Origin of the sequence: Longispora sp. NPDC051575 (assembly GCF_040681875.1) — a bacterium.
Taxonomy (GTDB): domain Bacteria; phylum Actinomycetota; class Actinomycetes; order Mycobacteriales; family Micromonosporaceae; genus Longispora.
Genome location: NZ_JBFAZP010000009.1, coordinates 107,666 through 132,559 on the forward strand (window position 1 = coordinate 107,666; position 24,894 = coordinate 132,559).

A 24,894-nucleotide genomic window follows, 5' to 3' on the forward strand; every position below is an offset into this window, starting at 1 on the left:
ACGTCCAGGTGAAGTTGCTAGTGTGCCGCTAGAAAATTGCCCGGTTGGGCCGGCCTTTGGGGAGAAGCCGCGGATGTCGTACGCCACGTATTCGGAGACCGTCGTGCCCGTCGAACCACAGGGCGCGCCCCGGCACGTCGCGTACCGGGCGGCGGATCTCGCCGAGGGCCACGGCGACGGCGCGCGGCACACCCGGAGCGGGGTCGTCCTCACCAGGCCGGTCGGCACGGTGTCCTACACGGACCCGTTCGTGGCGCACGCGGCGGCGCAGGAGTTCGAGTACGGGCAGTGGACGACGGCGGAGGTCACCGTCCCGTTCGGCTTCACGGACCTGATCGCGTCGTGGGCGGCGTCGACCCCCGAGGGCACCTGGATCGAGATCGCCGCCCAGGTGCGCGGCACGGCCGGCCCGTCGAGCTGGCTGACCCTGGCCCGGTGGTCCGGGGACGACTCGACCGTGCACCCGACCTCGGTGCCCGGCCAGCGGGAGGCCACCGGCCGGGTGTCCACCGACGCGTGGCTGGCCGCCGACGGCAACGAGGGCCTGGCGTGGCGGCTGCGGGTCACCCTGCTGCGCCCGGCCGGCACCGCGCTGTCGCCCACCCTGGGCTACCTGGGCGCGATGGTGTCCGCGCTGCCGGCGGAACCGGCCGGGCCGAGCGTCCCGGGGCCGACCGTGGGCCGGGTGCTGGACGTGCCGTCGTACTCGCAGCGGCTGCACGCGGGGCAGTACCCGCACTGGGACGGCGGCGGTGACTCGTGGTGCTCGCCGACCTCGACGAGCATGGTGATGCGGTACTGGACGGACGGCCCCTACGAGCACGAGTTCGCCTGGGTCGAACCGGACTACGTGGACCGGCACGTGCACCACGCGGTCCGGCACTGCTTCGACTACTCCTACGACGGGGCCGGCAACTGGTCCTTCAACACGGCGTACGCGGCCCGGTACGGCCTGGACGCGTTCGTGACCCGGCTGCGGGACCTGACCGAGGCCGAGGAGTTCGTCGCGGCCGGCATCCCGCTGGTCGCGTCGATCCGGGTGGTGGCCGGGGAACTGGACGGCGCGGGCTACACGGCGAGCGGCCACCTGCTGGTGATCGCGGGCTTCACGGCGGGCGGCGACGTGGTGTGCCACGACCCGGCGGCCCCGGACAGCGCGTCGGTCCGCCGGGTGTACCGGCGGGCCCAGCTGGAGCGGGCCTGGCTCGGGGCGAGCGGCGGAATCGTGTACGTGATCCACCGCCCGGACGCGCCGCTGCCGCCCCGGCACGCCGAGGCGAACTGGTAGCCTCCGACGGCTTGCCCAACAGGAAGGCCGTCGTGCGCGCCCTCGACCACCGCGAATACCTGTCCCTGCGCCGGTTCCCCGCCCTGGACGGACTGCGTGCCGTCGCCGCCCTCATGGTGGTGTTCTTCCATTTCGGCGGCGACCGCTGGGCGTGGCTGTCGGGCTGGGCCGGGGTGCACGTCTTCTTCGTGCTGTCCGGTTATCTGATCACGACGCTGCTGCTCCGGGAACAGGACCGGGGCGGCCGGATCTCGTTCCGGAACTTCTATCTGCGGCGGTTCTTCCGGATCGTCCCGGTCTACGTGGTCACCCTGGCCGCCGTGGTGGCCGTGTTCGGCCTGCGCGGCCAGTACACGTCGAGCGGGCTGCGCGGCGCGATGCCGTACTACCTGACGTTCTTCAACGACTTCGCCGAGCACACGGTCTTCGTGGTCTCCTGGTCGCTGGGCATCGAGCAGAAGTTCTACCTGCTCTGGCCGGTGCTGGCCTTCGCCGCGGCGTGGCGGTTCGGGGCCCGGCTGGCGGTGACGGTCGCCACCACGGTCGCCGTGCTCTGCCTCTTCCCGCTGACCGGCGCGAACTGGCCCGTGCACTACCTCGTGATGCTCACCGGCGCCCTGCTGGCCGTGGTCCTGCACCACCCGCGCGGCTTCGCCCTGCTGCGGCCCCTGACCCACCCGGTGCCGGCCACCGTCGTCGCCATGGCCCTGGTCGGGTTGCAGCTCGCGGTGCGTCCGCTGGTCGGGTGGGCGGGCTCGGAGGTGCCGGTGATCGCCGGCTACGGGGTGCTGTTCGCCCTCGGCCTGCCGGCGCTGCTCGGTACCGGCCCGGCCGTGTGGCTGCTGTCCCGCCGCCCGCTGACCGCGATCGGCGACCGGTCCTACTCGCTGTACCTGCTCCAGCCGCTCGCCGGGCTGGTCGCCAGCGGCCTGGTGCCCGATCCGGGCGGTACCCGGCACGCGGCCCTGGTGGCGCTGGTCGCCCTCGGCATGGCCGACCTGATGTACCGCTGGGTCGAGCAGCCGATGATCGCCCTCGGCCGCCGGCTGACCACCCGGAGAGAGACCCCGGAGCCGGTGGTCCCGCCACAGCGCGAGAGCCAGGCGGTCCTCGCCGGCTAGCGCTCCCCCGGCCCGGTCACAAAACGGCTCGCGTTCCCCGGCCCGGTCACGAACCGGCTAGCGCTCCCCCGGCTCCGTCACGAAGTCGATCAGGTGCTCGACCGCCCCCAGCAGCGGCGCCTCGACGTCCCGGAAGTCGCGCACGCTGGTCAGGATGCGCCGCCACAGCTCGTACGGCTCGGCGACCCCGAGCGCCGCGCACACCCCCTCCTTCCACGGCTGGCCGCGCGGCACGACCGGCCACGCCGCGATCCCCAGCCGGGCGGGCTTCACGGCCTGCCAGATGTCCACATAGGGATGGCCGGTGACCAGGACGTGCGGGTTCGTCACCGAGGCGACGATCCTGGACTCCTTGCTCCCCGGTACCAGATGGTCGACCAGGACGCCCAACCGCGCGCCCGGGGCGGGATCGAAGGCCCGGACCGCCTCCGGCAGGTCGTCCACCCCGTCCAGCGGCTCGACGACCACGCCCTCGACCCGCAGGTCGTCGCCCCAGATCCGTTCGACCAGGGCCGCGTCGTGGATGCCCTCCACCCAGATCCGGCCGGCGCGGGCCACCCGGGCGGGCGCGCCGGGCACGGCCACGGAACCCGAGGCGGTACGGCGCTTCTGCGGGGTCACGGGGCCGGGGGCCGGCCGGCGCAGGGTCACCACCTCCCCGTCGAGCAGGAACGCGGCCGGCAGCAGCGGAAACACCCGTCGTCGGCCGCGCCGGTCCTCCAGGACCACCCCGTCGGCCTCGTAGCCGACCACGGCGCCGCAGAAGTCGCCGGTGGCGTCCTCCACGACGAGGTCCAGCTCAGCCTCCACGGTCGGCACCTCGCGCCGCCGTCGCCAGTCTCCCGCCAAGACGTCCATGCGAAACAGGGTAGAGCCTCATCACGCCTCGGACAGCTAGTGTTCATCCATGCCGCCGAAGACCCGCGTCTCCCAGAGCCCCCAGCAACCGGCCGTACCGGGCGGGATCACCCCCGCCGGGCCGGACAGTGGCGTGTTCGACAGCGAGGCGTCCTACTGGCAACTCTCCTTCACCGACCAGGACCTGTCGCGCCGGGTCGCCGAGCTGGTGGAGTTCGAGCAGTGCCGTCTCACGTCCGTGGACCTGTCGGGCACCAGCCTCGACCGGGCCCGCCTCACCGACTGCGTCGTCGAGCGTTCCAACCTGGCGAACCTGCGCACCACCGGTTCGACGCTGCGCCGGGTGGAGCTCTCGGCCAGCCGGGCCACCGGCCTGCAGTGGATCGACGGGGTGCTGCAGGACGTCGCGCTCACCGAGTGTCGGTTCGACCTGTGCACGTTCCGGTTCTCGAAGTTCAAGGACGTCGTGTTCACGGACTGCAACCTGTCCCGGGCCGACTTCACCAACGCGGACCTGCGCGGCGCGCGGTTCGCGGGCTGCGACCTGACCGGGGCGCAGTTCCACAACGCGCTGATGGACGGCACGGTGTTCAGCCGCTGTGACCTGGCGGAGCTGGGCGGGGTGACGAGCTTCGCCGGCGCGCGGGTCGAGGGCCAGGACCTGGTGGCGCTGTCCTACACCCTCGCCGACGCCCTGGGCATCGTCATCACGGAATAAGACCAGGTCAAACCCATCAGATGGTTACGGTGGGCCCCGACCCGGCTTCCGGAGGCACTGCCGAGCCGGTGACCGCCGCACGCTGTACCGGCGGCACCCTCAGGCGCTCAGCGGCGCGTTGCAGGCCGCCATCAGCGCCCGCCGGCACGCCGTCCGCAGTGGCCGCAGCACCTCCGAGCGCTGGTGCGCCTCGTGCGCCGTCACGGCCCCGCCCGGCGCGTTGTGGTCGGCGAGCACCAGCACCCCGTCGAGCATGGCGGCGCGCGCGTACAGCCGGCGGCAGCGGGGGTCGAAGCCGGGCGGCAGGTCGGCCCCGGAGCCGGGCCGGCGGAGTGCGGCGAGCGCCCCGGCGAGTTCGGGCTGCCAGCGGGCCACGTCGAGCCGGATCAGCGCGTCGGCGGCGCCGTTGAGCTCCCGGGCCAGGTCCAGCTCGGCCTCCCCCGGCGCGATGTACTCCGGGTGCGCCCCGGCCTGCACCGGCAGCACCTGCCAGCGCACGGTGTGCCAGGTGTCCCCCGAGCCGGACACGTGCTCCCGGATCGCGGGCACCAGCCCCAGTTCCCCCGCGATGACGCCCTCGCCGGCACCGAGCGCCGCGCTGCTGAACGCGCCGGGTCCGGGCAGGCCGCGCGGGTCGCCGGGGGCCGGCAGCACGAGGCGCAGGTCGTCGGCGCGCAGCCGGGACAGCGCGGCGAGCGCCGTGCCGAGGGGCACCTCCCAGTCCTGGCCGGGCAGGTCGGTGACCAGGTGCTCCTCGCCGCCGGTGACGGCGGGGCCCACCTCGTCGTACGAGACGAACCCGGCCCGCCACGCGCGGGCCCAGGCCACGAACCGGGCTGCGTGCCGGGTGCGGTCGGCGGCGCGACGGTGGACGGAGGTCATGGCATCGATTATCGACGTTTCGGCGGCGCGGGACAGCACCCGGGGGCGCACCGGTCCCACGTGGGGATCTCGCCGAGGGCCGCGCGGTCGGCGCCCGGGTTGCGGCGCTCCTCGATCAGCTCGACGAGCATGTCGATGAACCGCGGGTCGTCGGTGGGCGTGGCGGCCCGGGCGTAGGCGAGCCCGAGCTTCTCGGCGGTCTCGGCGGCCTCGTGGTCGAGGTCCCAGAGCACCTCGATGTGGTCGGAGATGAAGCCGATGGGGCTGACCACGACCCCGGTGACCCCCTCGGCGGACAGCGCCGCGAGGTGGTCGTTGACGTCGGGCTCCAGCCACGGCACGACCGGCGGGCCGGACCGCGACTGCCACACCAGCTCGTAGGGCAGGCCGGGGGCGGCGGCCTCGGCGACCAGCCGGGCGGTCTCGCGCAGCTGGGCCACGTACCGGCCGCCGTTGCGCACCGGGCCGGCGGTGTCCGCCATGGACACCGGGATGCTGTGCGCGGTGAACGCGAGCCGGGCGTTGGCCGGGTCGGGCAGGGTGGCCAGGGCCGCCTTGACCGCGTCGGCGTGCGCGGCGACGAACAGCGGGTGGTCGTGGAAGTGCCGGAGCTTGTCCACCTCGGGGGCGCGCTCGCCCAGGGCGGCGCGGGCGGCGGCGATGTCGTCCAGGTACTGCCGGCAGGAGGAGTAGGAGCCGTAGGGGCTCGTGACGAAGGCCAGCACCCGGTGGATCCCCGCGTCGCGCATGTCCCGCAGCGCGTCGACCAGGTACGGCCGCCAGTTGCGGTTGCCCCAGTAGATCGGGAGGTCGATCCGGTCGCGGAGCCCGGCCATCAACGCCCGGCACTGGTCGTTGATCGGGGACACGCCACCGAAGTGGCGGTAGTGCTCGGCCACCTCGGCGAGCCTCTCCGGGGGAACTCCTCGGCCGCGCGTCACGTTCGCCAGGAACGGCGCCACGTCGTCAGGCCCTTCGGGGCCGCCAAAGGAGACGAGGAGGAAGGCGTCGTAGGTCACTCCGACATCCTGTCCGATCTCGGCGCGCTTCGCACCACTGGGAAGCGCGGGTTGATCTCTCAATTTCGCGGATCACGGTTTTCCGGCCCCCGATATCCCACAAAACAGGGACATCAGGGGCCGGCGGGTACCGTAAATTTGTGCTCTCAAGCGCCGATCGCGTGGAAGCCGCCATCGACGTGCACGATCTCGCCGGTCGTCGCGGGGAACAGATCGGACAGCAGCGCGCACACGGCCTTGCCGGCCGGCTCGCAGTCGGTGAGGTCCCAGCCGAGCGGGGAACGGTCGACCCACGCCTGCTCGAACTTCTCGAAACCGGGGATCGACTTGGCCGCCATGGTGCGCAGCGGGCCGGCGGAGACGAGGTTGCTCCGGATGCCCTTCTCCCCCAGGTACTGGGCGAGGTAGCGCGACGTGGACTCCAAGCCGCCCTTGGCGACGCCCATCCAGTCGTACACCGGCCACGCGAAGGAGCCGTCGAAGGTGAGGCCGACGATCGAGCCGCCCCGGCCCATCAGCGGCGCGCACGCGACGGCGAGGGCCTTGTAGGAGTACGTCGAGGCGTGCAGGGCGGTGCTGACGTCCTCCCAGGAGGCGGTCATGAACCCGCCGCCGAGGGCGCCCTGCGGGCCGAACGCGATCGAGTGCACGACGCCGTCGAGCCCGTCGACCTGCTTGCGGACCTCGTCCGCGAGGCCGGCGAGGTGCTCCGGGTTGGTCGCGTCGAGCTCGATGACCGCGCCGACCGGCTTCGGCAGCCGCTTGACGATCCGCTCCACGAGGGACAGCCGGCCGTAGCCGGTGACGACGATCTCCGCGCCCTGTTCCTGGGCGAACTTGGCCGTGGCGAACGCGATCGACGCGTCGGTGATGATGCCGGTGATCAGGATGCGCTTGCCGGCGAGCAGTCCAGACATTTTTCGTGTACTCCCTCTAGTGACCCATGCCGAGGCCGCCGTCGACCGGGATGACCGCCCCGGTGACGTACGCCGAGTTGTCGCTCGCGAGCCAGGTGACGACGCTGGCGACCTCCTCGGAGGTGGCCATCCGGCCGGCCGGGATCGCCTTGACGTACTGCTCGCGCAGGTTCGCCGGCAGCTCCGCCGTCATGTCCGTCTCGATGAAGCCGGGCGCGACGACGTTGGCGGTGATGTTGCGCGCGCCCAGTTCGCGGGTGATGGAACGGGCGAGACCGACGAGGCCGGCCTTGGAGGCGGCGTAGTTCGTCTGACCCGCGCCGCCGTACAGCCCGACGACGGACGAGATGAAGATCATGCGGCCCCAGCGGGCGCGGAGCATCTTGCTCGACGCGCGCTTGGCGACCCGCCACGCGCCGCCCAGGTTGGTGTCGACGACGCTGCCGAACTGCTCCTCGCTCATGCGCATCAGCAGCGTGTCGGCCGTGATGCCGGCGTTGGCCACCAGCACCTCGACGGGGCCGAGTTCGGCCTCGATCGCCGCGAACGCCGCGTCGACCTGTTCGGGGACGGTGATGTCGCACTGCACCCCGAAGATCCCGTCCGGCGCGCCGCTGCCCCGGTGGGTGATGGCGACCCGGTCGCCCTGCTTGGCGAACGCCTGAGCGATCGCCAGCCCGATGCCACGATTACCGCCAGTGACCAGTACCGTACGCGCCACGCGTCCTCCCAAGCCTTCTGCACAGTCGCCAAGGAGACTAGGCGCTACCGCCAAGTACCGGAAACACCGGGGTTGCGTGTACGATGTTGCCGGCCCTGAGTGTGTGCCCTGACCCTAGGAGGTGATCGCTGTGCGAGATAGCGATCCTCCTAGTCGCGGTCGAGCCTGAGCTGGGTTTTCCTCACACCCTGTGACGACCGACGACGCACGTCGGTCAGTTCTCGACCGTGCCTCCAGCGTTCCTTTCCCATTCTTCCCGCTGGAAGGTCACTGCCATGCTCCGTTTTCTCCCCCGTCTCGGGTTCGCGCTGGCGTCCGTCTGGGTCGTCTTCCTCGTGATCCTCATCGACCACACCCGCTAGGCGCCGACCCGCCTGCGCCACCACCACAGCTGCCCGGCCGCGCCCACAGTGGCCAGTGCCGGCAGCCCGCCGGCCACCGCCACCACCGCGCCGGCACCGCCGTCCCCCGGGTCCGCCACGACCGGACCCGGTACCGCCTCGTCGAGGTCGGACGCGCACACCGCCGGGCGGTCGAAGCCGTCCGGCACGACGCACGCCACCCCGGCCAGCCGCGCCGGGCCGTCCGGCTGCCGGGCCGGCATCCGGACCGCCACCGTCGTCTCCCAACTACCGCCGGGCGGTACGCCCGTGGTCCAGGACACCGTGCCGTCGGCGGAGACCGCGGCGGGCCCCGGGTCGCGGACCCGGGCGCCGACCGGTAGCCGGGCCACCACAGTCACGGCGACCGGGCCGGCCGGTTCGTAGCTGCGCACCGTGATCCGGTACACCCGCAGGTCGCCGGGGGCCGCGCGGTCGGCCCCGTCACTGATCTCGACCGCGACCCTGGGCAGCGGTGGTTCCCGCAGCGGGGCGACCGCCGGCAACGGGGTCACCGCGTGCAGCGCGGCCACCAGGAGCAGACTCACGCGGACCTCCTCCGTCGGAAGAACCAGACCAGCGCGGCACCGGCACCCAGCAGCAGCCCGCCCAGGGGCAGCAGCGGGGCCGTCGAGGAACCGGTCACCGGCATCGGGGTCGGCGGGGGCGGGGACACGTCGTAGGTGGCCGTGGACGGCGGAGTGCTCACCGGCGCGCAGGTCGCCTCCGTCTTCTCCTGGCAGCTCGGCGGCGTGTACGTACCCGTCGCGGTGTTGGTCTTGCGCCCCGTGACGTTGGCCGTCGAGCACTCGATCACCCTGACCTGCCCGGGGGCGAGGTCCATGGTGGCCGCGCAGGTCGGCTCGTCCGGGTCGGCCACGGTCACGCCGGTCAGCGCCAGGCTGCCGGTGTTGGTGACCGTGATCCGCCAGCGCGCCGCCGAGCCGTAGTCCCCGGTCGCCGAGGCCGAGCAGGAACCGTTCGTCGGGCACACCTCCTTGAGCACGGTCAGGCCGTGGGTCTCGACCGTCGCCGTGGTCGGCGGGACCGTGACCGGCGGCTTGCCCGGCGGGGTGTACGTGCCGGTGACCGTGTTCGTCGTGCTCCCGGTCGCCCGGGTAGTCGAGCAGTGGAACACCTTCGACGCGCCCCCGGCCAGGTCGAACGGTCCGCCGATCGCCGTGCCGCAGCTCGCCTCCCCGGTGTCGGTGAGCGTGACCGCCGTCAGCGGGCCGGTGCCGGTGTTGGTGGCGGTGATCCGCCAGTACGCCGTGGAGCCGGTGGGCACCGACGTCTTCGGACCCCACGGGCCCACGCCGCCGACGCCGCAGTCCGCCGCCGAGGCCGACTGGCAGACCTCCTTGACCAGGGTGAACCCGATCACCGTGAACGTCGCCGTGGTGGGCGGCGTGGTGGTCGGCGGCCCGCCCGGCGGGGTGAACGTGGCCGTCGCCGTGTTGGACCGGTCGGCCGTCACGTTCGCCGTCGAGCAGTACACGTACCGGGTCTGGCCGGCGGGTACGTCGACCGTGCCCGCGCACGTCGGCTCGTTCGGGTCACTGATCGCGACCCCGGTCAGGGCGAGCGTGCCGGTGTTGGTGGCGCTGATCCGCCAGTACGCCGTGGAGCCCGTCGGGCCCACCTCGGTCGCGGCCCACGGCCCCGGTCCCGCGCAGTCCGTCGCCGAGGTCGAGGTGCAGACCTCCTTGAGCAGCGTCAGCCCGTACGGGTGCGCCGTGGCCGGCGGGGTCGTCACGGTCCCGGGCGGGGTGCCCGGCGGGGTGCCGGGCGGCGGGGGCACCGTCACCGTGGCCGTGTTCGACCTGTCCGTGGCCAGGTTCGCCGTCGCGCAGTAGAACGGCTTGGCCTCCCCGACCGCGAGGGCGAACCCGGTGGTCACGGCGCAGGACGGCTCACCGGCGTCGGCGAGGGTCAGCCCGGTCAGGGCCACGCCGCCGGTGTTGGTGACCGTGATCCGCCAGTGCACCGTGGAGCCGAGCGGCAGGTTGGCGGTCGGGCCCCACGGGCCGGCCCCGCCCGGCGCGCAGTCCGCGTCGAGCGTCGAGCCGCACACCTCCTTGACGATCGTCACCGCGTACACCGACACCGTGGCCGTGGTCGGCGGGGTCGTGGTCGGCGGGCCGCCCGGCGGCGTGAACGTGGCCGTCGCCGTGTTGGCCCGGTTCGCGGTCACGTTCGCGGTGGAGCAGTACACCGTGGCGGTGCCGCCGGCCGGGACGTCGACCGTCTTCGCGCAGGTCGGCTCGTTCGGGTCGCTGATCACGACCCCGGTCAGGGCCACGGAACCGGTGTTGGTGGCCGTGATCCGCCAGTACGCGGTCGTGCCGGCCGGCAGGGTGACCGCCGCCGCCCACGGGCCGGTGCCCGTGCAGTCGGTGCCGGTGCAGACCTCCTTGAGCAGGGTCAGCCCGAACACGCCGTACGTGGCCGTGGTCGGCGGGGTGGTGGTCGGCGGCCCGCCCGGCGGGGTGAACGTGGCCGTGGCCGTGTTCGCCTTCGCCCCGGTCACCGCCGCCGTCGAGCAGTGGAAGTACTTCGTCTCCCCCGCCGTCAGGCCGAACGTGCCCGCCGCCGCCGCACAGGCCGGCTCAGCGCTGTCGGTGACCGTGATCCCGGTGAGGGCCACGGTGCCGGTGTTCGTGGCGGTCAGCCGCCAGTACGCCGTGGAGCCGACCGGGCCGTTCGCCGTCGCGGCCCAGGGGCCGGTCCCGCCCGGTCCGCAGTCCGCCGGGGTGGTCGACGTGCAGACCTCCTTGAGCAGGGTCAGCGCGTAGACGTGCACCTCGGCCGTTGTCGGCGGCACCGTGACCGGCGGCTTGTCCGGCGGGGTGAACGTGCCGGTGACCGTGTTGGTGGTGTCGCCGTTCACCGGCGAGGTCGAGCAGTACACCTGGCGGGACGCGCCCTTGGCCAGGTCGAACGGGCCGCCGATCGCGGTCGCGCACGCCGGCTCGGCGCTGTCGGTCAGCGTGATCGCGGTGATGGTCTCGTCACCGGTGTTGGTGGCCGTGATCCGCCAGTACGCGGTGCCGCCCTTCGGCACGTTCGCGCTCGCCGCCCACGGGCCCGCCCCGCCGGACTGGCAGTCGGCGGCCGTCGAGGACTGGCAGACCTCCTTGACCACGGTCATCGCGTACACCTTGTAGGTGGCCGAGGCGTCCGGGGTGGTGGTGCTGCGCCCGTCGACCGTGTAGGTGGCCTTCGCGACGTTGGTCAGGTTGTTGCGGACGTCCGCGCTGGAGCAGTAGAACACCTGCGGGGTACCGACCGGCACGTCCAGGGTCTTCACGCAGCCCGGGACGAGCGGGTCGGCGACCTGCACCCCGGTCAGGTTCACCGAGCCCGTGTTGGTGACCGTGATCTGCCAGTAGGCCGTCGAGCCCACCGGTCCGGTGGCGGTCGGGGCCCACGGGCCGGTCGGTCCGGCGCAGTCGGCCCCCGTACCCGTGCAGACGTTCTTCACGATCGTCAGGCCGTGGGTGTGCGCCGTCGCGGTCGAGGTGGACGTCTGCGGGGTGTTCGAGCCGGGCGGCGTGAACGTGGCCGTGGCCGTGTTGGCCTTGTCGCCCGTCACGGCGGCCGTGGAGCAGTGCAACACCCGGCTCGCTCCCGCGGCGAGGGTGAACGACCCCGCGGCGTCAGCGGCCGTCTGACAGGTCGCCTCGGTGGCGTCGGCGACCGTGATCCCGGTCAGCTGCACCTTGCCGGTGTTCGTCACCGTGATCCGCCAGTAGGCGGCGGTGCCGACCGGGACCGTGGTCTCCTTCGCCCACGGGCCCGCGCCGCCGACCCCGCAGTCGGACGCCGTCGCCGACGTGCAGACCTCCTTGTTGAGGGTCAGCGCGTAGACGGAGTACGTCGCGCTCGACGGGGGCGTCGTCACCGGCGTCTGGCTCCCGGGCGGCGTGAACGTACCCGTGGCCGTGTTCGTCGTGTTGTCCGTGACGTTCGCCGTCGAGCAGTACACCTGCTTCGACGCGCCGCCCGCCAGGTCGAACGTGCCCGCCGCCGCCGCGCAGGCCGGCTGGCCCGGGTCGCCGATCGTCACGCCGGTCAGGGTCAGGGTGCCGGTGTTGGTGGCCGTGATCCGCCAGTAGGCGGTGGAGCCGACCGGGCCGTTGGCCGCCGCCGCCCACGGACCCGTCGGGCCCTGGCAGTCGGCCGGGGTGGTCGAGGTGCAGACCTCCTTGAGGACCGTCAGGCCGTACACCCGGTAGGTCGCCGAGTCGGTGACCGTCGTCGGCGGGGTGCCCGCCGGTTTGCCGGGCGGGGCGTAGCTGGCCGTGGCCGTGTTCACCTTGTCCGTGGTGACGTTCGCCGTGTTGCAGTAGTACGTCTTCGTCTCGCCCACGGCCAGGTTCACCGTGCCCGGCGGCGCGCAGGTCGCCTCGCCCGGGTCGGTGACGGTGATCCCCGTGACCGGCACCGTGCCCCGGTGGGTGAGGCGCAGCCGCCAGTAGGCCGTGGAGCCGACCGCGCCGTTGGTGTCGTCCACCCACGGGCCCGTCGGGCTCTGGCAGTCGGCCACGGTGGTGGAGGCGCAGACCTCCTTCACGAGCGTGACCTCGTAGGTGCCGACGCTCGCGCTGGTCGGCGGGACGTTCGTCGAGGGGGTACCCGGCGGCGAGCCCGGCGGGGGCGGGAACACGGCACTGGCGGTGTTCGTCTTGTTCCCGGTCACCCCGGCCGTCGAACAGTGCACGTACTTCGTCTCGCCCACCGCCAGGTTCACGGTCGCCGCGCAGGTCGGCTCGTCCGCGTCGGCGATCGCCACGTTGGTCAGCGCCACCTGCCCGGTGTTCGTGGCCGCGATCCGCCAGTACGCCGTCGAGTTGTACGGGATGTTCGTGCTCGTCACCCACGGGCCGACCCCGCCGGTCTGGCAGTCGGCGACCACCGCGGACTGGCAGACCTGCTTGAGCAGCGTCATCCGCGCGACGTTGGCCGTGGCCGTGGACGGCGGCGACTCCCGGGGCGGGGAGCCGGGCGGGTCGTCGGGGGCCGGGAACCGGCTGGTCACCGTGTTGGCCTTCGTGTCGGTCACGTTCGCCGTCGAGCAGTAGAACACCTTCGACGAGTTCGCGGGCACCATGAACGTGCCGGCGGCGGCGACGCAGGAGGCCTCGTTCGGGTCGTTGAGGACCACGTTGTTGGCGTCACCGGCGCTCATGTTGGAGACCGTGATCCGCCAGTACGCGGTGTCGCCGGGCAGCAGGTTCACCGATGGGGCCCACGGGCCGGTCGGGGACGTGCAGTCGGCCACCACCTTCGACTGGCAGACCTCCTTGAGTACCCGCAGCTCGGCGATCGGCACCGAGAACACGACCTGGGTGGCCATGTAGGAGTCGCCCATCGTGGACAGGGTCAGCTTCACGGAGGTGTCGCCGGCGTTCACCACCCCCGCCGGCAGCTGGAACGACTTGGCGTCCACCGAGTAGTTGTTGAGCGGGTTCGGACTCGACTGGTGCTCGGCGTTGCTGATGAAGAAGTTGGTCGTGCCGCCGATCGCGGGCTCCGCCATCGGCTGGTTGTTGATGAGGAACTGGTCCCCGGTGATCGAGTAGTCGCCCTCGTAGGCGGTGACGCCGGAGCGGACCAGGCCGCCGGCGTTCTTGAAGCCGGAGATCGTCACGTCGGTCGGGGTGTCGGCGGCGCCCTGGCGGACGTGCCCGTCGTAGATGAAGATCTCGCGCAGCTCGGGCGCGTACGTCGGGTCCGGGGCCGCGAACTTGTACACCACGGTCAGCGACCAGCCGCCGAAGCAGCCGTAGCCGGTCGGCGTCCACACGTTGCCGACCGTCACCGTCGTGTCGCCGTTCACCCCGGCGAACATCGAGGTGATGTCGGCCTGCCCGCTGTAGTACTGCGGCGCGCTGGCCGCCGGGGCGGGCTCGGCGATGAACGGCGTCGGGGCGACGGAGGTGGTCGAGCCCCCGCCGACCGTGACCCGGACCTGCTGGGTGGCCGGCGTACCCGCCGGATTGGTCGCCCGCACCGCGCCGGTCGGGGCCGCGTTGGCCCCGCAGGCCGGCTCGCCGATGCCGCCGACGACGCCGGTGTTGCCGGCCCAGCCGAGCTTGGCGTAGTCGACGGTCGACCCCGGCGGGATCGGGATGAGCGCCCGGCTGGAGTTGAACGTCAGCGCGTCGGCGTCGACGTCGGTGTAGCGCATCGAGAAGTAGTCGTTCGGCGCGTTCGGGTCGGTGCGGTTCGCCCCGCCCGGGCACGAGAACGTCCCGATCTGTGGCGTACCGTCCGGCGGGCACTGCATCACCCCGTTGCCGTTCGTGATGAAGCGGCCGTAGACCTTCTGGTCGTACGACAGCGTCAGCGGCGCGATGACCGCCGCCTGAGCCGGGAGCCCCGGAAGAACCACCAGGCCAGACGCGACGACAGTCAGCGCAAGCCACCGAGCAGCACGCTTCATCACCATGCGCGAAAACGTACTATATAGCGGACATTTGTTTGTGAAAGTTGTAAAACCTACCCGCTACCGACATTCGATGTGTTACGGGAGCCTGGACGTCCAGAGCAGACTCATCCCCGCCGCCGCGAAGGCGAACAACAGCCCCAGGGCGATGAACCACTGGCTGATCTCCCGGGACATCGTGCGGTACCCGATCGAGTGGCCCATGTCCTGGTACACCTGCTTGAGCTGCTCGCTCGTGACCGCCTGGTAGTAGTGGCCCTTGGTCGACGTGGCCAGCTTCTCCAGCGACACCCGGTCCACCGGCACCCGGGTGGTCTGTCCGTTGATGTCCACCGTGCCCTCGTCCGTCCCGAACGCGATGGTCGACACCGGCACGTTCGCGGCGGCGGCCGCCTGGCCCGCCTCCTCGATCGACCGGCCGAACGTCCGGAAACCGTCGGAGATCAGCACGATCCGGGCCGGCGGCGCGCCCTGGGCCCCGTCGGCGGGCACCGACTGGATGGCCTGCAACGACGTGAACACCGCCTCGCCGGTGGCCGTGGACTCGGCGAGCTGCAGGCCGTCGATCGCCGCCACCACCGCCTCCTTGTCCTTCACCGGGGACACCAGCACGTTCGCGCTCTTCGCGAACGACACCAGCCCGATGTTGAACGACTTCGGCAGCTGCTTCACGAAGTCCTTCGCCGCGTCCTTGGCGGCCTGGATCCGGCTCGGCGCCACGTCCCTGGACTGCATCGACAGCGACACGTCCAGCGCGATCATCACCGTCGCCCGCTCCATCGGCGTCCGCGCGTCCGTCGAGGGCCGGGCCATCGCCGTGGACAGCACCAGCAGGCTCAACAGCAACGCCACGGCCGCCGCGTGCCGCCGCCAGCCCAGGCCGCGGGGGGCCAGGGTCTTGAGCAGGTCCACATTGGTGAACCGCAGCGCGTACGCCTGGCGGTGGAGCTGGCGCCACACGTACGCGCCCGCCAGCACCAGCACCGGCAGCACCGCCAGCAGCCACCACGGCTCGAGAAAACGGATCATCGGGTGGTCCCCCTGGTACGCGCGTGCCGTTGGGCGGCGACGAAGCGCACGATGTCGAGTAGCCAGTCGGAGTCGGTGCGCAGCCGCAGCTGGGCCGCGCCGGCACGCCGGATCTCCCGCGCGATCGTAGCGCGCTGCTCGGCCGCCGCGGCGGCGTAGCGGGCCCGCAGCCGGGCGTCGCCGGTCTGCACCTCGTGCGAGTAGCCGGTCTCCGGGTCGACCAGGGTGAGCACGCCCGCGTCGGGCAGCTCCAGCTCCGTCGGGTCGACCACCTCGATGGCCAGCACCTCGTGCCGGACGGCCAGCTTGCGCAGCGGACGCTCCCAACCGGTCGGGGTCATGAAGTCGGAGATCACCACGGCCATCCCCCGGCGGCGCGGCGGCGAGTTCAGCTTGTCGATCAGGGTGCCCAGGTCGGCGCGGCCCGGGCGGATCGGGGTCCGGGCGAGCTGGCGGAGCAGCCCGTCGGCCTCCTTGCGGCCCGGCCGGGCCGGCAGCCGGGTCACGCCCTCGCCCGTGCCGACGACCGCGCCGATCCGGTTGCCGCCGCGCACCGTCAGGTGCGAGATCGCCGCCGAGGCCGCCACCACCAGGTCGCGCTTGAGGCAGTTGGCGGTGCCGTAGTCCAGCGAGGCCGACAGGTCCACGGCCATCCACGTCTCCAGCTCCCGGTCGGCCACGGTCTGCCGGACGTGCGGCACCGTGGTCCGGGCCGTGACCGGCCAGTCCATCCGGCGCACGTCGTCACCGGGCCGGTACTCCCGGGACTCCCCCGGCTCCGAACCCGGCCCGGGCAGCAGCCCCAGGTAGTCGCCCTGGAGCAGGCCGTCGAGCTTGCGGGTGATCAGGAGCTGGAGCTTGGAGAGGACGACCTCCGCCCGCTCCGTCGTCAGCGGCCCGGCGGCGAGCGGCCTGGTGGCGGGCCGCCCGGTCACCAGGCGCCCGGGCTGGCCGGGGCGGGCTGGGGCGCCGGCGCGTACACCGGGGCGGGCCCGCCGGTCGGGGCCGGGTGCGCGGCGGCCTGCTGCCGGGGCGCCACCGTGGGCACCGGCACGACCTGGAGCACCCGCTCGACGATCTGCTCCGCCGGGATGTTGTCGGCGAGCGCGTCGTAGGACAGCACGAGCCGGTGGCGGAGGATGTCGGGGGCGATGTCCTGCACGTCCTGCGGCAGGGCGTAGTCGCGGCCCCGGAGCAGGGCCAGCGCCCGGGTCGCCCGGACGATGCCGAGCGAGGCGCGGGGACTCGCCCCGTACTGGATCAGGGGGGCGATCTCCGGCAGCCCCGCGTCGGCCGGCGACCGGGTGGCCAGCACGAGCCGGACCGCGTAGTCGACGAGCGCGTTGTGCACGAAGACCTCGTCGGCCTTCTTCTGCAGGGTGGTCAGGTCCTCCGGGGCGAACACGACGTTCGGCTCGGGGATGGCGACGCCGACCCGGTAGACGATCTCGCGCTCCTCGGCGTCCGTCGGGTAGCCCACCTGGATCTTGAGCAGGAACCGGTCGCGCTGCGCCTCCGGGAGCGGGTAGACGCCTTCCTGCTCGATCGGGTTCTGGGTGGCCATCACGAGGAACGGCAGCGGCACCTTGTACGCCTTGCCCCCGATCGTCACCTGCTGCTCCGCCATGACCTCCAGCAGCGCCGACTGCACCTTCGCGGGCGCGCGGTTGATCTCGTCGGCGAGCAGGAAGTTGGCGAACACCGGGCCGAGCTCGACATCGAAGCTCTCGCTGGACTGCCGGAAGATCCGGGTGCCGACCAGGTCCGCCGGGACCAGGTCCGGGGTGAACTGGACCCGGGCGAACGAACCGCCGACGACCTTCGCGATCGTCTCCACCGCGAGGGTCTTCGCCACGCCCGGCACGCCCTCCAACAGGCAGTGTCCCCGGGCCAGCAGCGCGACGAACATCCGCTCGATCATCCGGTCCTGACCGACGATCACGCGCTTGACCTCGAACAACGCCTTCTCCAGGAGCGTCGCGTCCTGGGCGGGCGTGGTCTGCTGGGTCGACACGGAACCTCCACGGTGATGGTGAGCTTGTCGACCCCCAGCATTACACGCCGGCACCACCCGGCCGTGCGCACCGCGACCGGCTCCGTTCGGCCCCGGTAAATTCTCGCCCCGGGCCGCAACCTGTGCTGGACATCGCCCCCGGGGCCGCGTGTAGCATTGGCATCGACGCCGGGCAGCTTCCCCCGTGGCTGCCCGGCGCTCCTCATCCTTCAGACTTGGGCGTCATGAGCGAGACAATCAGCTCCGCCGAGTCCATCATCTGCTCCGCGAAACGATGCAAATCCCCCGCCACCTGGTCCGTCGTGTGGCGAAATCCGAAACTGCACGCGCCCGACCGGCGCAAGGTGTGGGTCGCCTGCGACGAGCACCGGGGTTCGCTCTCCGCCTTCCTGGACGCGCGCGGGTTCCTCCTCGGCACAGAGCCGTTGACGGGTACGCCGGGCGGCGCCGACGGGAGCCCGGGCGCGACGCCCGGTGGCGGGGACCTGGGCACGACGCCCGGCGGTGACGGGCGCGCGGCGCTTGCCGGGGATCCGGGTGCGCCGGACGCTACCGTGGAGTCATGACGGACCCGAGCACGAGCCCGCTGGACCCGCTGCCCGACGTCACCTGGCAGAAACTCTCGCCGCGGTACGTGCTGGTGCGGCTGATCTCGCTGGCCACCGGGACGCTCGCGTTCGCCGTCGCCGGGCTGGTCGGCTGGCTGGTGACCGACTGGTGGCCCGCCCTCGCCGGGGCCGTCGCCGTCGTGGTCTACGGCCTCGTGCGCGCCCCGTTCCTCGTCCGGCAGATCCGGTCCTGGGGGTACGCGGAACGCGACGCCGACCTGCTCGTCCGGCACGGGCTGCTGATCCGTCGACTGTCCATCGTGCCGTACGCCCGGATGCAGTTCGTGGATGTGGCCGTCGGGCCCGTGGAGAGGCTGTTCGGGCTGGCCACGGTGCAGATGCACACCGCCGCCGTGGGGGCCGACGCCACGGTGCCGGGCCTCGCGCCCGCCGAGGCCGTGCGGCTGCGGGACCGGCTCGCCGCGCTCGGCCGGCACGGGACCGAGGGCCTGTGAGCCAGCGGCTGCACCCGCTGACCCCGCTGCTCAAGGGCGTCCGGGCGTTCTGGGTGGTGATCGCCGCCCTGTCCTGGCAGGGCTTCGCCCGGTTCGGGCTCCAGCAGGGCGCGCTGATCGTGGCGATCGGCGGCGCGGGCGCGCTCGCGTATTCGTTCGTGGCCTGGCGGGTCAGCAACTTCGAGGTCGTGGACCGGGAACTGCGGATCCAGGAGGGGCTCCTCGTCCGGCGCAACCGGTCGGTGCCGCTGGAGCGGATGCAGTCCATCGAGGTGATCCGGCCGCTGCTGGCCCAGCTGACCGGGCTCGCGGAGCTGAGGATCGAGGTGGTCGGCGGGGACAAGTCGGAGGCGCGGCTGGCGTACCTGCCGGTGGTCGACGCCGAACGGCTCCGGGTGGAGCTGCTGGCCCTGAAGCGCGGACCGGCCGCCGTGCCGACGCCCGACGCGGGCGAAGACCACTGGGACGCGGGTCTGCCCTCCGGCCCCGGGCAGGAGGCGGGCACGGGCTCGGACAGCGACGTGGGCGCGGGCCACCCCGGCACGACACCGGCGACGGGTGCGGCTCCCTCCGACGGTCGGACACGCGCCGTCGAGGACGAACCGGCCCCCGAGGTGCTGCACCAAGTGGCGTTGCGGGATCTGGCCGTGTCCCAGGCGCTCACCTGGTCGGCGCTGCTGTCTCCGTTCGCGCTCGCCGTCCCGATCGTCCTGTTCTCGTTCAACCCGGAGCTGTCGTTCGTCGGGATCGCCGGTACGGTGACCGCCGCGCTGGGCACCCTCGGTACCCCGATCCGGCGGTTCCTGCGGTTCTACAACTTCACCGTCGCGGCGGTGCCCGAGGGGCTGCGGATCAGCCACGGCGCGACCGAGACCCGGCACCAGACGGTCCCGGCGGAGCGGGTGCAGTCCGTGGCCGTGGTCCGGCCGCTGCTGTGGCGCTCGCAGGGCTGGGTGGCCTGCGAGCTGCACGTCGCCGGGGTGCGGACCGGCGAGGGCGAGGCGATCACCGGCGACACCCTGCTGCCCGTCGCCGACCCGGGCACCGCGTGGCCGATCCTGGAACGCGCGCTGCCGGGCGCGGCCGTGGCGGCGACCATGCCGCTGGCCCCGGCCCCGGAGCGGGCGCGCTGGCGGGCTCCCGTGCGGGCCCGGACATTGGGCTTCGGGCTCACCCCCGAGCTGTTCGTGACCCGGTCGGGGCTGTTCAGTCCCCGGGTGACGGTCGTGCCGTACACCCGGATCCAGGCCGTCAGCCTCGAACAGGGCCCCTGGCAGCGCCGGCTCGGGCTCGCGTCGGTGCGGGTGCACACGGCGGGCGGGTCGCGGGTGACGGCCGACTACCGCACCGTGGCCGAGGCGAACTGGCTCGCCGCCGAGCTGCACGCGCGCGCGGCGGCCTCCCGGAACTAGCGGCGCGGCACCCCGCCGCCCGCCCGGCCGCGTCCCGGGCCGGCGACGCGGCACCTCGCGGCCCGCCCGGCGGCGTCCCGGGCTAGCGGCGCAGCACCTCGCGGCACGCGCCCGTCCGCGCCTGCCACCCCAGCCGTTCCAGTTCGGGCGTCTCGGACTCGGCGAGCGGATACCCCAGGCACAGGTACGCGACGAGGCGCCACGTCGGCGGCACCTCCAGGGTCGCGGCGGCTGCCACCGGGTCGAGGATCGACACCCAGCCGACCCCCACCCCGTGCGCCCGGGCCGCCAGCCACAGGGTGTGCACGGCGAGGACGGCCGAGTAGCGCAGGGTCTCGGGCATGGTGGCCCGGCCCAGCCCGTACCCCTCGACGGGTTGTTCCTCGCAGAACACGGCGAACTGCTGCGGCGCCTCGCGGAGCCCGGCCAGTTTCAGGGTCGCGTAGGTCCTGGCCCGGTCCCCGGTGTACCCGGCGAGGGCGGCGTGGTTCGCGGCGGCGAAGTTGGCCCCGATCGCGGCGCGGCGGTCCGGGGAGTCCACGGACACGAACCGCCACGGCCGGGCGTTGCCGACGCTCGGCGCGAGGCACGCGGCGTCCAGCAGCTCCTCGACGAGCGGGGCGGGCAGGGGTTCGGGCGAGAAGTGCCGCACGTCGCGCCGCCAGCGCAGCAGGGTGTCGAACCCGGCCCGGAAGGCGTCGTCGAACCGCGCGGGACCGGTGGGATCCGGCCGCGCGGAACCGGAGGCGGTGGCGTGCGGCAGGGCGGAATCGGCGGCTTCCGGCCTCACGGAACCGGGACCGGTTCCTTCGCCCCGGTCACCCGCCGGGCCCGCCAACGCGCCCAGCCCTTCTCCGCGAGGGCGCAGGCGGCGAAGGTGACGCCGACGTACAGCCAGCCGACGAGCACGTCGATGATCCAGTGCTCGCCCGAGTAGACCAGGGTGAACGTCATGGCCAGCGGGTAGAGCAGCAGCAGCGGGATCCAGCGCTTCCGGACCCGGGTGAAGAAGAACGCCACCACCAGCAGCGCGAACGCGGTGTGCAGGCTGGGCATCGCCGCGACCGGGTTGGCGACGTTGACCTGGGCGGCGTTGAGCATGTTGCCGGCCCCGTGCAGGCCCATCGCCTGCCAGCCCCGGGTGGAGATCCGGGCGACCTCGTCGACGACCCCGTACTTGCCGGCCCACCACGGCGGGGCGGCCGGGTAGGCGAAGTACGTGATCAGGCCGATGAAGGACAGGAAGAACCAGCGCCGGATGAACCGCGCCCACAGCTCACGGCTGCGCAGCCAGAGCACGACGGCCACGACCAGGGCGGCGGCGAAGTGCGAGAAGTAGACCCAACTGCCGGCGACGTCCCACCAGTGGATGGTGGCCGGGTCGTAGAGCTCCCGTTGCAGCCACACCGTCGGGGTCAGGCCGTCCATCGCCCAGCCGAACATCCAGGTGTCGAACTCGACCAGCTCGTACACGTGCGGGATGCCCTTGCCGGCGAAGCCGCGGGACAGGTTGTAGATCACCAGCAGCGAGACGATCGGCAGCCAGTCGCGAACGAAACCCAGATGGTAGCGCCACGGCCGGTTGTTGTTCCAGGCGATCGTGGCCGCCCACAGCCAGCCGAAGGCGTAGATCGGGTCGGTCGGCAGGCCGATGACCAGCCAACCGACGACGAAAGCGGCCGCCCACACGCCCATCCCGATGATCCGGCGACGGCGGGACGCACCTGCGGTGTCGGTTTCCTCGGCTGTCATAGCCGGCCCAGCCTATCGGGTGCCCGAGGGCCTTCCACCGTTAGGCTGAGCACATGGAGCTGCTGCCGGGCCTGTCAGCCCGTCTCGAGATGACCGTGACGGACGCCGACACCGCCCAGGCGCTGGGTTCGGGGGACGTTCCCGTGCTGGGCACGCCCCGCGCGCTGGCCCTCGCGGAGGCCGCGACGGTGGCCGCGACCGCCAGGAAGATCAACAGCGGCAGCACGACCGTGGGGGTACTCGTCGAGTTCTCGCACCTCGCGCCGTCCATCATCGGGCACACCGTCGTCTGCGAAGCCATTCTCGCCGACGTCCAGGGCCGTAGGCTGATCTTCACAGTGACCCTGCACGACGCCGACACGCTCGTCGCCGAGGGCCGGATCGAACGGCTCGTCGTCGACCGGCACCGATTCGTGGAGAAGGCGCATGGGATTTCGTGAGATCGCCCCGGGCATTCTGGTGTGGCGGTACCCGGTGCTCGACGTCAACATCTCCCTGATCCTCGGCGCGGACGGCGCGGTGCTCGTGGACACCCTGTCCACCCCCCGACAGGCCGCCGAGCTGGAGGTGGCCGTGCGGGCCGTCACCGACCTGCCGCTGACCGTCGTCAACACCCACGCGCACTTCGACCACTGCTTCGGCAACGCCGCCTTCGCCAACTGCGACATCTGGGCGCACGAGGCCACCGCCGACCGGTTGGCGGAGAACTCCGAGACCCTGACCCGCCGGGTGTACGAGAGCTGGGGCACCACCCCGGGCCTCGACGGCCTGCTCGACGTCGTCGTCACGCCCCCGACCCACCGGGTGCGCACCTCGCACACCCTCGACCTCGGCGACCGGTCCGTGCACCTGCGGCACCTCGGCCTCGGGCACAGCCCCGGCGACCTGGTGGTGGCCGTGGACGGGGTCGTGATCGCCGGGGACCTGGTGGAGGAGGGCGCGCCGCCGTCGTTCGCGGACGCGTACCCGCTGTCGTGGCCCGACGCGCTCGGCGCCCTGCTGGAGCTGTGCGCGGACGGTCCGGTGGTGCCGGGGCACGGGGACGTGGTGGGGCGCGAGTTCGTCGAGGAGCAGCGCAAGGACCTCGCGGGGCTGGACTGGACGATCCGGGAGGGGCACGCCGACGGGGCGGACGTGTCCGCCGTGGCCGAGCTGGCTCTGAGCCGGTGGCCGGAGTTGGGGGCGGCGTTCGCGTTGGAGGCGGTCGGCCGGGGGTTCGTGGAGTTGTCGGGGCGGAGCTGACGGGGCGCTACCGGCCTTTGGTGGTGCTGACGTGCGGAGCAGGACAGCGATCTGACGGGTACGTCGCGGGTTGTTGGGGTCTACGTGGGGCGGCCGGTGGGGTTGGGTTCGGAGGGAGAAGAGCCTTTGACTCCCTCCGAACCCAACCCCACCGGCCCGTACTGGTCCAGGGGTCGGGGAGTTGTCGCGGTGTGGGTGTGTCGGGTGTGCCGGGGTCAGGCGTCGTGGCGGAAGAGGGCGGTCCACAGGAACTGTTCGCCGAACCGGGGCGAGTCGGCGGGCTCGTCGTGCATGCGGCGCAGTTCGACCTCGGTCAGGTCGGCGAAGATCCAGCGCAGGGCCTCCGGGGTGTACGCGACGCCGCCCTGTAGGCCGCCGTGCCGGTAGAGCTCGGCGTCGGGCAGTTCGGAGCCCATCGCACCGGCGGCGAAGCAGCTGAGCCCGAAGTGGGCGCCGGGGGCCAGCGACCGGGCGAGCAGTGCGCGGTAGCTGACGCGGCGGTGCGGCGGCAAGTGGTGGAAGCAGCCGGAGTCGTAGATCAGGTCGTACGGCCCGGACGGGGCCGTCCCGGCGAACGCGTCGCCGCAGTGGAACGCGATGTCGAGCCCGGCGGCGGTGGCCCGGTCGCGGGCCCAGGAGATCGCGGCGGGAGACAGGTCGACGGCATCGACCTGGAAGCCCCGGGCGGCCAGGTGCAGCGCGTTACGGCCGGGGCCGCAGCCGAGGTCCAGGGCGCGGCCGGGGGTGATCAGCCCTCGGTCGAGGTACGACACCAGGTTCTCGTCGGGCTTGTCCGCGAAGAACGGCACGGGGCGGTCGCGGTCCGCGTAGAAGCCGTCCCACCAGTCGGCGCCGCCGTGGGGCGTCCACCGGTCGGCACCGGGCGCGAGCAGCCCGTCCAGCAGTCTCAGCACGTCCTCGACGTCGCGGATGTCGCGGTCCATCCGGCCTCCTTCCCGCCGGTTCAGCCTAGTGCCGCCAGCCTGGATCGCGCCGCCCCGTCGGTTCGATGTCTGTTGAGGACTGGACGGATTGCCGGTGGCTCCGGGCGGCGGGTCGGGCGGCTCCCTTGATCTCCGGGGTGGGCACGCTGTCCGCGCTGGGAGGCGTGTCACCGCTTCCGCCCGTCCCGGGCGGAGGGCGGTGGCACGATGGGTTCTTCGAGGAATGGGGGGACTGTGCGGGTCAGTTTTGCTAGTGAGTCCGGGCGGGTGGATGGGCGGAACGAGGACTGGGCCGGGGCTACTTCTCGGGTCGCTGTCGTGTTGGACGGGCTGACCGAGGCTGCCGAGACCGGGTGTGTGCACGGGACGCCGTGGTTCGTGGAGCAGTTGGGGTGGCGGTTGTTGGGGGCTGGGGAGTCAGTACCCCTCGATGAAGTTCTTGGGTTGGCTATTGCGGCTGTGGCTTCGGCGCATCGGGACACGTGTGAGTTGGGGCATCCCGGGTCGCCCGGGTGCACGGTGGCGATGGTGCGGGAGCGGGGGGACGAGGTCGACTATCTGGTGTTGTCGGATGCGACCGTGGTGCTGGATGTCGGGGATGAGCCGGTGGTGGTGTGCGACAAGAGGGTGGAGGAATTCTTTCCGGACATGGCTGCTGCGGCGGGGCAGGCTCGGGGTGGGCGGCCTTTGTACGAGCTGATCCAGGCGCAGCAGAAGATCCGCAACCAACCAGATGGGTACTGGATCGCGCAGACCGATCCTGCCGCCGCCGCGCATGCTCGGGTGGGGAGTGTGGGTGGGGTGCGGGGGGCTCTGTTGATGTCGGACGGGGCTGCGTTGTTGGCTGCGGAGTTCGGGGTTTTGACGTGGCCGGAGCTGGTGGAGTTCGGGTATTCGCGGGGTCCTGGTGAGTTGATCGCCCTGACTCGGGAGTGGGAGGACCGGGATCCGGAGGGGGTGCGGTGGCCCCGGTACAAGCGGCGGGATGACGCCACGGCGGTGGTGTGCAGGTTCTGAGTCGGCAACTGTGGCGAGGTCGTCACAGGCTGCGGCTACGGTTGGCTCGACTACGTCTTGCGGACG

The 24,894-nt window shown here is 72.5% G+C and carries 22 protein-coding genes; 9 read left to right on the forward strand and 13 right to left on the reverse strand.

All coding sequences use genetic code 11. From position 1 onward, the window contains the following. Nucleotides 1–73: 73 nt before the first annotated feature. Complete coding sequence (locus AB0M43_RS27540; protein ID WP_363728676.1) at nucleotides 74–1,288, forward strand: C39 family peptidase; 1,215 nt, start codon at nucleotides 74–76, stop codon at nucleotides 1,286–1,288. Between the two features lie 11 nt (nucleotides 1,289–1,299). Then, nucleotides 1,300–2,409 carry an acyltransferase gene (locus tag AB0M43_RS27545; RefSeq protein WP_363728677.1) on the forward strand — a complete coding sequence of 370 codons (1,110 nt, stop codon included), beginning with the start codon at nucleotides 1,300–1,302 and terminating at the stop codon, nucleotides 2,407–2,409. A gap of 57 nt (nucleotides 2,410–2,466) precedes the next feature. Here the strand turns inward: AB0M43_RS27545 and AB0M43_RS27550 are convergent, their stop codons facing one another. Further along, nucleotides 2,467–3,267 carry a DUF3097 domain-containing protein gene (locus tag AB0M43_RS27550; protein ID WP_363728678.1) on the reverse strand — a complete coding sequence of 267 codons (801 nt, stop codon included), beginning with the start codon at nucleotides 3,265–3,267 and terminating at the stop codon, nucleotides 2,467–2,469. A 49-nt stretch (nucleotides 3,268–3,316) separates the two neighbouring features. Between AB0M43_RS27550 and AB0M43_RS27555 the strand changes: the two genes are divergently transcribed. Then, nucleotides 3,317–3,985, forward strand: a complete 669-nt coding sequence (locus tag AB0M43_RS27555) for a pentapeptide repeat-containing protein (protein WP_363728679.1) — start codon at nucleotides 3,317–3,319, stop codon at nucleotides 3,983–3,985. A 99-nt stretch (nucleotides 3,986–4,084) separates the two neighbouring features. On the opposite strand, the gene AB0M43_RS27560 is transcribed toward AB0M43_RS27555, so the two are convergent. The 9 genes from AB0M43_RS27560 to AB0M43_RS27600 all read right to left on the reverse strand — a co-directional run bounded on the left by AB0M43_RS27560 (nucleotide 4,085) and on the right by AB0M43_RS27600 (nucleotide 17,398). Further along, nucleotides 4,085–4,867: a hypothetical protein gene (locus AB0M43_RS27560; RefSeq protein ID WP_363728680.1), complete on the reverse strand. Its 783-nt coding sequence runs from the start codon at nucleotides 4,865–4,867 to the stop codon at nucleotides 4,085–4,087. An 8-nt stretch (nucleotides 4,868–4,875) separates the two neighbouring features. Next, nucleotides 4,876–5,886: a ferrochelatase gene (locus AB0M43_RS27565; protein WP_363728681.1), complete on the reverse strand. Its 1,011-nt coding sequence runs from the start codon at nucleotides 5,884–5,886 to the stop codon at nucleotides 4,876–4,878. Nucleotides 5,887–6,032: 146 nt separating this feature from the next. Continuing rightward, complete coding sequence (fabI, locus tag AB0M43_RS27570; RefSeq protein WP_363728682.1) at nucleotides 6,033–6,803, reverse strand: enoyl-ACP reductase FabI; 771 nt, start codon at nucleotides 6,801–6,803, stop codon at nucleotides 6,033–6,035. Nucleotides 6,804–6,819: 16 nt separating this feature from the next. Next, on the reverse strand, nucleotides 6,820–7,524 hold the full coding sequence (fabG, locus tag AB0M43_RS27575) for a 3-oxoacyl-ACP reductase FabG (protein ID WP_363728683.1): 705 nt from the start codon (nucleotides 7,522–7,524) through the stop codon (nucleotides 6,820–6,822). Between the two features lie 358 nt (nucleotides 7,525–7,882). Next, nucleotides 7,883–8,452 carry a hypothetical protein gene (locus AB0M43_RS27580; protein ID WP_363728684.1) on the reverse strand — a complete coding sequence of 190 codons (570 nt, stop codon included), beginning with the start codon at nucleotides 8,450–8,452 and terminating at the stop codon, nucleotides 7,883–7,885. After that, nucleotides 8,449–14,358, reverse strand: a complete 5,910-nt coding sequence (locus AB0M43_RS27585; protein ID WP_363728685.1) for an LPXTG cell wall anchor domain-containing protein — start codon at nucleotides 14,356–14,358, stop codon at nucleotides 8,449–8,451. The genes AB0M43_RS27580 and AB0M43_RS27585 overlap by 4 nt, the downstream gene beginning before the upstream one ends. Before the next feature lie 75 nt (nucleotides 14,359–14,433). Further along, the gene (locus AB0M43_RS27590) at nucleotides 14,434–15,384 is read right to left on the reverse strand and encodes a VWA domain-containing protein (RefSeq protein ID WP_363728686.1); all 951 of its coding nucleotides are present in this window, start codon (nucleotides 15,382–15,384) and stop codon (nucleotides 14,434–14,436) included. After that, nucleotides 15,381–16,319, reverse strand: coding sequence for a DUF58 domain-containing protein (locus AB0M43_RS27595; protein ID WP_363728687.1), 939 nt, complete (start codon nucleotides 16,317–16,319; stop codon nucleotides 15,381–15,383). Before AB0M43_RS27595 ends, AB0M43_RS27590 begins: the two co-directional genes overlap by 4 nt. Further along, on the reverse strand, nucleotides 16,316–17,398 hold the full coding sequence (locus tag AB0M43_RS27600) for a MoxR family ATPase (RefSeq protein WP_363728688.1): 1,083 nt from the start codon (nucleotides 17,396–17,398) through the stop codon (nucleotides 16,316–16,318). The genes AB0M43_RS27595 and AB0M43_RS27600 overlap by 4 nt, the downstream gene beginning before the upstream one ends. A 224-nt stretch (nucleotides 17,399–17,622) precedes the next feature. Between AB0M43_RS27600 and AB0M43_RS27605 the strand changes: the two genes are divergently transcribed. The 3 genes from AB0M43_RS27605 to AB0M43_RS27615 are packed head-to-tail and all read left to right on the forward strand — an operon-like array spanning nucleotide 17,623 to nucleotide 19,873. Next, nucleotides 17,623–17,964: a hypothetical protein gene (locus AB0M43_RS27605; RefSeq protein WP_363728689.1), complete on the forward strand. Its 342-nt coding sequence runs from the start codon at nucleotides 17,623–17,625 to the stop codon at nucleotides 17,962–17,964. Next, nucleotides 17,961–18,461 carry a PH domain-containing protein gene (locus AB0M43_RS27610; protein WP_363728690.1) on the forward strand — a complete coding sequence of 167 codons (501 nt, stop codon included), beginning with the start codon at nucleotides 17,961–17,963 and terminating at the stop codon, nucleotides 18,459–18,461. The genes AB0M43_RS27605 and AB0M43_RS27610 overlap by 4 nt, the downstream gene beginning before the upstream one ends. Then, complete coding sequence (locus AB0M43_RS27615) at nucleotides 18,458–19,873, forward strand: PH domain-containing protein (RefSeq protein WP_363728691.1); 1,416 nt, start codon at nucleotides 18,458–18,460, stop codon at nucleotides 19,871–19,873. The genes AB0M43_RS27610 and AB0M43_RS27615 overlap by 4 nt, the downstream gene beginning before the upstream one ends. 82 nt (nucleotides 19,874–19,955) lie before the next feature. Here AB0M43_RS27615 and bluB read toward each other — a convergent pair whose 3' ends face one another. Further along, nucleotides 19,956–20,663, reverse strand: coding sequence for a 5,6-dimethylbenzimidazole synthase (gene bluB, locus AB0M43_RS27620; RefSeq protein WP_363728692.1), 708 nt, complete (start codon nucleotides 20,661–20,663; stop codon nucleotides 19,956–19,958). After that, nucleotides 20,660–21,625, reverse strand: coding sequence for a phosphatase PAP2 family protein (locus AB0M43_RS27625; protein ID WP_363728693.1), 966 nt, complete (start codon nucleotides 21,623–21,625; stop codon nucleotides 20,660–20,662). The genes bluB and AB0M43_RS27625 overlap by 4 nt, the downstream gene beginning before the upstream one ends. Before the next feature lie 53 nt (nucleotides 21,626–21,678). Here AB0M43_RS27625 and AB0M43_RS27630 point away from each other — a divergent pair, with 53 nt between their 5' ends. Together AB0M43_RS27630 and AB0M43_RS27635 are read left to right on the forward strand one after the other, a co-directional pair. Beyond that, nucleotides 21,679–22,065 (forward strand): hotdog domain-containing protein, encoded by a 387-nt coding sequence (locus AB0M43_RS27630; protein WP_363728694.1) that lies wholly within the window; start codon nucleotides 21,679–21,681, stop codon nucleotides 22,063–22,065. After that, nucleotides 22,052–22,867 carry an MBL fold metallo-hydrolase gene (locus tag AB0M43_RS27635; RefSeq protein ID WP_363728695.1) on the forward strand — a complete coding sequence of 272 codons (816 nt, stop codon included), beginning with the start codon at nucleotides 22,052–22,054 and terminating at the stop codon, nucleotides 22,865–22,867. Before AB0M43_RS27630 ends, AB0M43_RS27635 begins: the two co-directional genes overlap by 14 nt. A 215-nt stretch (nucleotides 22,868–23,082) precedes the next feature. On the opposite strand, the gene AB0M43_RS27640 is transcribed toward AB0M43_RS27635, so the two are convergent. Then, nucleotides 23,083–23,811 (reverse strand): class I SAM-dependent methyltransferase, encoded by a 729-nt coding sequence (locus AB0M43_RS27640; protein WP_363728696.1) that lies wholly within the window; start codon nucleotides 23,809–23,811, stop codon nucleotides 23,083–23,085. A 519-nt stretch (nucleotides 23,812–24,330) separates the two neighbouring features. Here AB0M43_RS27640 and AB0M43_RS27645 point away from each other — a divergent pair. Continuing rightward, nucleotides 24,331–24,828, forward strand: coding sequence for a hypothetical protein (locus tag AB0M43_RS27645; RefSeq protein ID WP_363728697.1), 498 nt, complete (start codon nucleotides 24,331–24,333; stop codon nucleotides 24,826–24,828). Nucleotides 24,829–24,894 lie beyond the last annotated feature (66 nt).